Below are 7360 nucleotides of genomic sequence, written 5' to 3'. Positions count from 1 at the left end.
TCCGGACCGCATTTGATGGCATCCTTGATACCCAGTGCCCTGGACAGCGGCAGCCAGAACACCGAAAAGCCGTAGGCCATACCGATGCACAAATGAATCGCGAGGGCCGCCGGTGGCACGAGCCAGCGGTTAAAGCCGGGGCCCGCAACGATGTGCTCCTTGTCGAGCACCCCCAAACGACCTTTCGGGAACGCAGACGTTCCGTCCAATACTGCTGACATGCTGTCTCCTTATATTGACGCCCGCTTGTTGCGGGCTCGCGACAGTGTCATGGAGGAATCAACAGTGCGTCAAATTATTTCTGAACATGGCCCCATACAGAAATTGAATGATTGGCAAGGGTATTCCATGCATTCAAACAAATTTGGGAGGTCGCGAAGCTATGCGGCCGCCAGGCACCTCTGACTGAAGCAAGCCAGCATAAGACACCACCTGTTGCAGCCACATTGAATCAGACGCCATGTTGAGTGCGGCACGAAGCGCATGTGAAGGTCGGTCATTGAAGGAATACATGAACCCTATCGGCGTTAACACCTCCGGTGCGCTCAGCGGCACCGCCTCCAGTTCTGAATAGCCACGCAGGACACCTACCAGCGCGCCAGGCAAGATGCTGCTAACTTCGCCCACCAATACGGTCAATCCGAGCGTCAAAATTGAATTTGTCTCGATCACAGGTTTGACAGTTACACCGGCTTGTTTAAAGGCAGCGTCGACAATCGTGCGATTGTGCATTTCTGGGGTCAGTAGACACAGTGTCAATCGGGAAGCAGCTTCCCATGACATGGGGCGCTCCACGATGCGCAAGCCTTTCCCTGCAGGCTTTGCCGCACGCCGCAGCAAGAAATACCGTTCGGTGTACTGATCAATCGTCATGATTTTGGCGGCACGCGTCTTGAGTCGGTCGGTGTAGCCGAGCGCCATATCCACGGAAAGGCTCTCCAGGCCGGCCTCGATATCGGGAGAGCTCATCGACAGCAAAACAAGAGAAAGGCCTGGGTGATGCCCTTGCAACACACCAGAAAATCGCGCGGCAATGGGCATCACCGAAGGCACCGCGCCCAGCGTCAACGTACCAACCGGGTGATCGGCCGCGCTTTTGAGATCCTGCTGCAAGAGTTCCTGTTCATGGAGCACCCGCTGCGCGGTAGCAAATATTCGTTCACCCTCGGGGGTAAAGCTTTGAAAAGAGCGGCCCCGTTTGACGATGGCGGTTCCAAACTCCGCCTCCAGGGCCCGAATCGCATTGGACAAAGCTGGCTGCGTGATATGGCATGCCTCTGCGGCGCGTCCGAAATGTTTGTGTTGATGCAGAGCGACGAGATATCGAAAAGATGTGAACAAGCTCATACGCACCCATGATATCTACTTCGATTCATTCGGCATTCCGTGCCGCAGCGCTCATTCTCATGCAAACGGACCTGCGCCATGAGCCGCGCAGACCGGCTACTTCAGACCTTGAACCGACCCTCGCACAACCATCAATACAAACCCCGTACCCGTGCATGCAGCCTTGACAGCCCCAGCAAGGCATCGGTGAACGGCGTCGCCACGCCGGTCAGCGTGCCCAGCTCTTTCACCACCGTCACCAGCGCATCCAGCTCGACCGTCTTGCCCATCTCCACGTCCTGCAGCATCGAGGTCTTGAAGGCGCCCAGTTTGAGGGTGACCGCGTGGCGGTCTTCCGGCTGCTGATCGATGGGAATGCCGATGCGTTCACCGATTTCTTTCGCTTCCAGCATCACGGCAGACACAAAGCCGCGCACCAGCTCGTCGCCCAAGATCAGGTCGGTGGTGGCGCCGGTGAGGGCGCTGATGGGGTTCACCGTCATGTTGCCCCACAGCTTGTACCAGCTGTCTTTCTGAATCTGGTCCGACACGCCGACATCAAAACCGGCGCGCGCCAACAGCGCGGCGAGTTGCGCCACGCGTCCGGTCTTGACGCCTGAAGGCTCGCCGATGATCAACTTGTTGCCAAAGTGATGGTGCACGTAGCCCGGCAATACCAGCGAACAACTGGCATGCACGACGCAGCCGATGACGCTGGCCGCCGGTAGGGCGGCGTCAATCTCGCCGGTGCTGTCTACCGCGCTGAGCCGGGTGTTCTCAAAGCGGCCCCCGAAGCCCTGAAAAAACCACCAGGGCACGCCGTTCATGGCCGTCAGCACCACGGTGTCGGGACCGATCAGGGGTTTGATGTGGCGCGCCACCTCCAGCAGCGAAGGCGCCTTGACCGCGATCACCACCAGATCCTGCACGCCCAGCTCGGCCGGGCTGGCACTGGCCTGGACCGAGGCGCTGGCCTCCACGTGGCCGTGGCGAGACCGCAGCCCATGGCGTTTGAGGGCATCCAGCGTCGCCCCGCGCGCCACCACGCTGACGTGACAACCAGCCCCCGCCAGCCGCAGACCGATCCAGCCACCGATGGCACCGGCGCCGTAAATACACGCTTTATTGAAGATATTATTGGTCATATTGGCCTCTAGCCCCCGTCGAATATGCGTAGGACGCTCTAATTTTTATAGCACCGTCAGTAAGCACTGCCGATGGTGGCCGCAGCACCGGGCGTCTTGAACTTCTCCAGCAGCGCGGTCGCCGCCGCCGTCAGCAACACGGTGTCGACGCCCACGGCCACGAACAGGGCGCCGGCTTGCAGCCAATGCCGCGCCTGGGCTTCGCTGGTGGCCAGTATGCCGGGCGCCTTGCCAGCCCGGAGGATGCGCTGGAGTCCGTCTTCAATCGCGGCCTGTACCTGGGGGTGACCCGGGTTGCCGGAAAAGCCCATGGAAGCCGACAAATCGGCCGGGCCGATGAAGACCCCATCGACCCCCGGCGTGGCGGCAATGGCGTCCAGATTGCGCATGGCCTCCACCGTCTCGGCTTGCACCAGCAGGCACACTTGGTCGTTGGCTTCATGGATGTAGTTGGGATAGCGTTGCCAGCGCGAGGAGCGCGCCAGCGCACTGCCCATGCCGCGAATACCCTGCGGCGGATAGCGCATGGCCTGCGCCAGCTGGGCCGCTTGGGCCGCCGTATCCACCATCGGCACCAGAATGGTCGCCGCACCCAGGTCGAGGTACTGTTTGATCAGCGCCGTGTCACCAACCGGGACGCGAACCACGGGGTGCGAACCCGGACCCGTGAGCGCACTGGTGGCGCTGGCAATGGCCTGCAACTGCGCCAACACCGAGCGCACATCGTTGGGCGCATGTTCGCAGTCGATCAGCAACCAGTCATAGCCGGTGTCGGCCAGGATTTCCGCGCAATAAGGCTCGGCCAGGCCCAGCCACAGGCCGATCTGGGCTTGCTGGTTTTGCAGGGATTGTTTGAAGATGTTGACAGGTGTTTTCATACAAATTATTTTCCCGCCGTCGGGCGATTATTTTCTGGTCGTTCAGCGTCAGTCTAAGCCTTGATGAAGCGCATGCCCTGCAGCCATCCCCTTGTCCCGCAACGGATGCTTGCTTGATCCAGCGACTCACCTCCTGGGCAAATGATGGCGCGCCAGCGGGAACAGGTGTCCTAAGACGCCCTTAAGACTGGACCGCGAAGATAGCGGCATCGATTCACTTCCACAAAGAGGTTCTCCATGGATTCATCCCTGCGTTTGTTCGTCAACCAGTACCTTGGCGTCGTCATCGCCGCGCTGGTACCAGTGGTTCTCATCGCCTTCTTGTCAATCCCGGTCACCCTGGGCGGACACCCCGGCGAAATGCGCGCCGCCGTGGCGCCGATCACACAGCACATGACTTGAAACACGCGCCGCCACTGCCACCGTAAAACCACCGGCGTGTTGCACCTGAATTTGAGATTGCCCGCGCAAACATTGCGTAAGCAGCTACAAATACCATAGCAATCACAAGCTTGCCAGTCGGCCTTGCGGATATCTGTTGTTTTATACAGTATTATCCCCAGCCATGGCCAAAGAAAAAACCGTTTACGTTTGCTCCGACTGTGGCGGCACCAGCCCCAAATGGCTGGGCAAATGCCCCAGCTGCAACGCCTGGAACACGCTGATCGAATCGGTCGCCGAAAGCGCGGCACCAACCAAAAACAGGTTCGCTTCGCTGGCCAAGACCGCGGAAGTGACGACTCTGGGCGACATTGACGCGGTGGATATGGCGCGCACCCCCACTGGCCACGAAGAACTGGACCGGGTGCTGGGCGGCGGCATGGTCGAAGGCGGCGTCGTACTGATCGGCGGCGACCCCGGCATTGGCAAGTCCACCCTGCTGTTGCAGGCGCTGGATTCGCTGCAGCGCAGCGGACAAAAAACCTTGTACGTGACGGGCGAAGAAAGTGGTGCCCAGGTGGCATTGCGTTCGCGCCGCCTCGGCCTGGACAACAGCCAGGTCAAGGTGCTGGCCGAGATCCAGCTGGAGCGGATTCTCGCCACGCTCGATGCCACGCAACCCGACATCGCCGTCATTGACTCGATTCAAACTGTTTACTCCGATCAACTCACCTCGGCGCCCGGCTCGGTGGCGCAGGTGCGCGAATGCGCGGCCCACCTGACGCGCGCGGCCAAGGCCAGCGGCGTCTGCATCGTGCTGGTCGGCCACGTCACCAAGGAAGGCGCGCTGGCCGGGCCGCGCGTGCTGGAGCACATGGTGGACACGGTGCTGTACTTTGAAGGCGACACGCACAGCAGCTTTCGACTGGTACGCGCCATCAAGAACCGCTTTGGCGCCGTCAACGAAATTGGCGTGTTCGCCATGACCGAGAAAGGCCTCAAAGGCGTGTCCAACCCGAGTGCCATTTTCCTGAGCCAGCACGCCGAGCCGGTGCCCGGCAGTTGCGTGATGGTCACGCTGGAAGGCACGCGCCCGATGCTGGTGGAGATTCAGGCGCTGGTGGACAGCGGCGGACCCTCTCCCCGGCGCCTGAGCGTGGGTCTGGACAAGGACCGTCTGGCCATGTTGCTGGCCGTGCTGCACCGCCATGCGGGAATCGCCTGCATGGACCAGGACGTGTTTGTGAATGCGGTCGGCGGCGTGCGCATCAGCGAGCCCGCCGCCGACCTGGCGGTGCTGCTGGCCATCACCTCCAGCCTGCGTGGCAAACCATTACCCAAGGGCTTTATTGCCTTTGGCGAAGTCGGGCTGGCGGGTGAGGTGCGGCCGGCACCGCGCGGCCAGGAACGATTGAAAGAGGCCGCCAAGCTGGGCTTCAGCGTGGCGATCGTGCCCAAAGCCAATGCGCCGAAAAAACCGATTGAGGGGCTGACCATTCACGCCGTGGAGCGGGTCGAGCAGGCGATGGAAGTGGTGCGCTCACTGGCCTGATGGGGCACCGACCGCTCAATTACGAACGATGGTATTGCCCGAGTTTTTCACCGGATCCCCCACCTTCAGGCCGGGGTCCTGATTGAATTCGAAATTGTTTCTGCGGCCATCGACGTAGTGCACGCTAACCGTCCACACGGTGTGGGTTTTCACCTTCTCTTCGATCTTCTTGCCCGCATAAGCGCCCCCCGCGGCCCCGGCAATCGTGGCCAGATCCTTGCCCAAACCGCTACCGATCTGGCGGCCCAGTAGGGCGCCAGTGACACCGCCCGCAATCATCCCGACCGGGCCGCCCTCGCCTTCCTTCTCGCTCGTGCTGACGGCGACCACCTTGCCGCAATCGGCGCAGACGGCCTTGGCTTCTTGCGGCGTCACGCCAGCCGCTTTCAGTTGCGCCTTGGCGGTTGTGATGGCCTTGTCGTACTCGGCTTTGGCATCGCGCCTGCATTGCAGGCGGGCGTTGGATGAGGTTTCGTCATTGCAGAGCTTTTTGTCCGCCGCGTAGCGCGTCTGTGCTGTTTTGCTGTCGGCGGCGTACTGCGCTTTCGGCGTCAAGGCGGGCTCGGAAAAGGCCGTCGATGCCATGGCCGCTAGCAACAGGCCACGGGTCAGCATCCAGAAAAGTTTTCTCATGATTCACTCCTGATTTATAAGAAATCAAACTCCCATCGAAAGTCGCCAAACTCCATTTTGAGAATAGCGTGAGCGTGGCGCCACGCCAAGGCCTTAAAAACCGGGGTTTGATAACCATCAACGAACGGCAGAGCTTGTACCCAACGCACTCACCCATGAACTGGGGGAAAAGACCGTCTGCGCCTCGAAACTGCCGGCCGGCTTTTAAGCAAGACTTAATCTGCGCTCCCTACCATGGCTACCCATGGAGGTGCTATGCACATGTTTACTTCTCTATCGCGCGTTTTGATCGTATCCGCCGCCGCATTGAGCCCACTGGCTCATGCCGTGACTCCGGCAGAGCAACTCGCAGGCTACACCGCACAGGCGGGAGCCGCGGCCCAACCTGCGCGCGGGCAACAACTATTCACCACCAGGCACGGGAAGGACTGGAGCTGTTCCACTTGTCACACCGCAACGCCGACCGTTGATGGCAAGCACGCCAGCACGGCCAAGGTGATCGCGCCCATGGCGCCGGCGTTCAACCCGGAACGCTTTACCGACACGGCGAAAACCGAGAAATGGTTTCGCCGCAATTGCAACGATGTGATGGGCCGGGAATGCACGGCAGCTGAAAAAGCGGATGTGCTGTCCTGGCTGCTGACGCTCAAGCGCTAATCCGCCAAAGCCCGATTGATTTCTCTGAAAGAAGCTCATGTTACGTTCCAACTTCAACCGACTTTCACTTGCACTGCTGCTGGCGGCAGGCACGGTGACGGCAGCCCATGCAGACGACCACGGCAGCAAGGGCCCCATGGCGCCAGTCCTGCCCAAATACCAGCAGGAATGCGCCAGCTGCCACCTGGCCTACCCGGCCGGCATGCTGCCAGCGGCTTCCTGGCAACGCGTGATGAGTTCGCTGGGGCAACATTACGGCACCGATGCCTCGCTGGACGCGGCGAGCGTGCGCGAACTCAGCAGCTGGCTCAAGACCAACGCGGGCAGCTATAAGCGGGTCAGCGAAGAACCGCCGCAGGACCGCATCACGAAGTCAGCCTGGTTTTTGCGCCAGCACCGTGACGGCGAAGTGCCTGCCGGGGTCTGGAAGCGCGCCTCCGTCGGCAGCCCCTCCAATTGCACGGCCTGCCACGGCAACGCGGCACAAGGCAACTTCAACGAACACGACGTACGCATTCCGAAGTAAAAACATGCCTCAATCAAAGACAAAAATTCTGGTGTGGGACGCCCCGGTGCGGATGTTTCACTGGCTGCTGGTGCTGAGTTTTGCGGGCGCCTACGTCACGGCGGAGAGTGAACGCTGGCGCCTGGTGCACGTGAGCCTGGGCTACACCCTGGGCGGCCTCGTGGCCTTTCGCATCCTGTGGGGGCTGCTGGGGACGCGTTATGCGCGGTTCAGCAGTTTTGTGCGCGGCCCCGCCGCGGTCATGCGCTATGGGCGCGCCATG

General features: G+C 61.0%; 9 protein-coding genes and 1 pseudogene. 5 read left to right on the top strand and 5 right to left on the bottom strand.

Annotated elements, in window-relative coordinates:
- The 4 genes and pseudogenes from B3V69_RS20615 to hpaI all read right to left on the bottom strand — a co-directional run.
- A pseudogene (locus B3V69_RS20615) lies at positions 1 to 221 on the bottom strand (MFS transporter); the annotation flags it as partial.
- A 133-nt stretch (positions 222 to 354) separates the two neighbouring features.
- Entirely contained in the window at positions 355 to 1347 is a 993-nt protein-coding gene (locus tag B3V69_RS20610) for a LysR substrate-binding domain-containing protein (RefSeq protein WP_296449677.1), read from the bottom strand.
- A gap of 131 nt (positions 1348 to 1478) precedes the next feature.
- Positions 1479 to 2471 carry a 2-dehydropantoate 2-reductase gene (locus B3V69_RS20605; RefSeq protein WP_296449675.1) on the bottom strand — a complete coding sequence of 331 codons (993 nt, stop codon included), beginning with the start codon at positions 2469 to 2471 and terminating at the stop codon, positions 1479 to 1481.
- A 56-nt stretch (positions 2472 to 2527) separates the two neighbouring features.
- Positions 2528 to 3349: a 4-hydroxy-2-oxoheptanedioate aldolase gene (hpaI, locus tag B3V69_RS20600; protein ID WP_296449673.1), complete on the bottom strand. Its 822-nt coding sequence runs from the start codon at positions 3347 to 3349 to the stop codon at positions 2528 to 2530.
- 237 nt (positions 3350 to 3586) lie between these two features.
- On the opposite strand from hpaI, the gene B3V69_RS20595 reads away from it, so the two are divergent.
- A complete protein-coding gene (locus tag B3V69_RS20595; protein WP_296449670.1) occupies positions 3587 to 3751 on the top strand; it encodes a hypothetical protein in 165 nt (54 codons plus the stop codon).
- Between the two features lie 163 nt (positions 3752 to 3914).
- Positions 3915 to 5282, top strand: a complete 1368-nt coding sequence (gene radA / locus B3V69_RS20590) for a DNA repair protein RadA (protein ID WP_296449667.1) — start codon at positions 3915 to 3917, stop codon at positions 5280 to 5282.
- Between the two features lie 15 nt (positions 5283 to 5297).
- On the opposite strand, the gene B3V69_RS20585 is transcribed toward radA, so the two are convergent.
- Positions 5298 to 5915 (bottom strand): glycine zipper 2TM domain-containing protein, encoded by a 618-nt coding sequence (locus tag B3V69_RS20585; RefSeq protein WP_296449664.1) that lies wholly within the window; start codon positions 5913 to 5915, stop codon positions 5298 to 5300.
- Between the two features lie 261 nt (positions 5916 to 6176).
- Here B3V69_RS20585 and B3V69_RS20580 point away from each other — a divergent pair, with 261 nt between their 5' ends.
- The 3 genes from B3V69_RS20580 to B3V69_RS20570 all read left to right on the top strand — a co-directional run.
- The gene (locus B3V69_RS20580) at positions 6177 to 6572 is read left to right on the top strand and encodes a DUF1924 domain-containing protein (protein ID WP_296449661.1); all 396 of its coding nucleotides are present in this window, start codon (positions 6177 to 6179) and stop codon (positions 6570 to 6572) included.
- 37 nt (positions 6573 to 6609) lie between these two features.
- On the top strand, positions 6610 to 7098 hold the full coding sequence (locus B3V69_RS20575) for a diheme cytochrome c (RefSeq protein WP_296449658.1): 489 nt from the start codon (positions 6610 to 6612) through the stop codon (positions 7096 to 7098).
- Positions 7099 to 7102: 4 nt separating this feature from the next.
- Positions 7103 to 7360: cytochrome b/b6 domain-containing protein (locus B3V69_RS20570; protein ID WP_296449655.1), on the top strand; the 258-nt coding region annotated here is incomplete at its 3' end.

Source organism: Rhodoferax sp. UBA5149 (assembly GCF_002413825.1).
Taxonomy (GTDB): Bacteria; Pseudomonadota; Gammaproteobacteria; order Burkholderiales; family Burkholderiaceae_C; genus Rhodoferax.
This window is presented reverse-complemented; position numbering and strand designations above follow the sequence as displayed.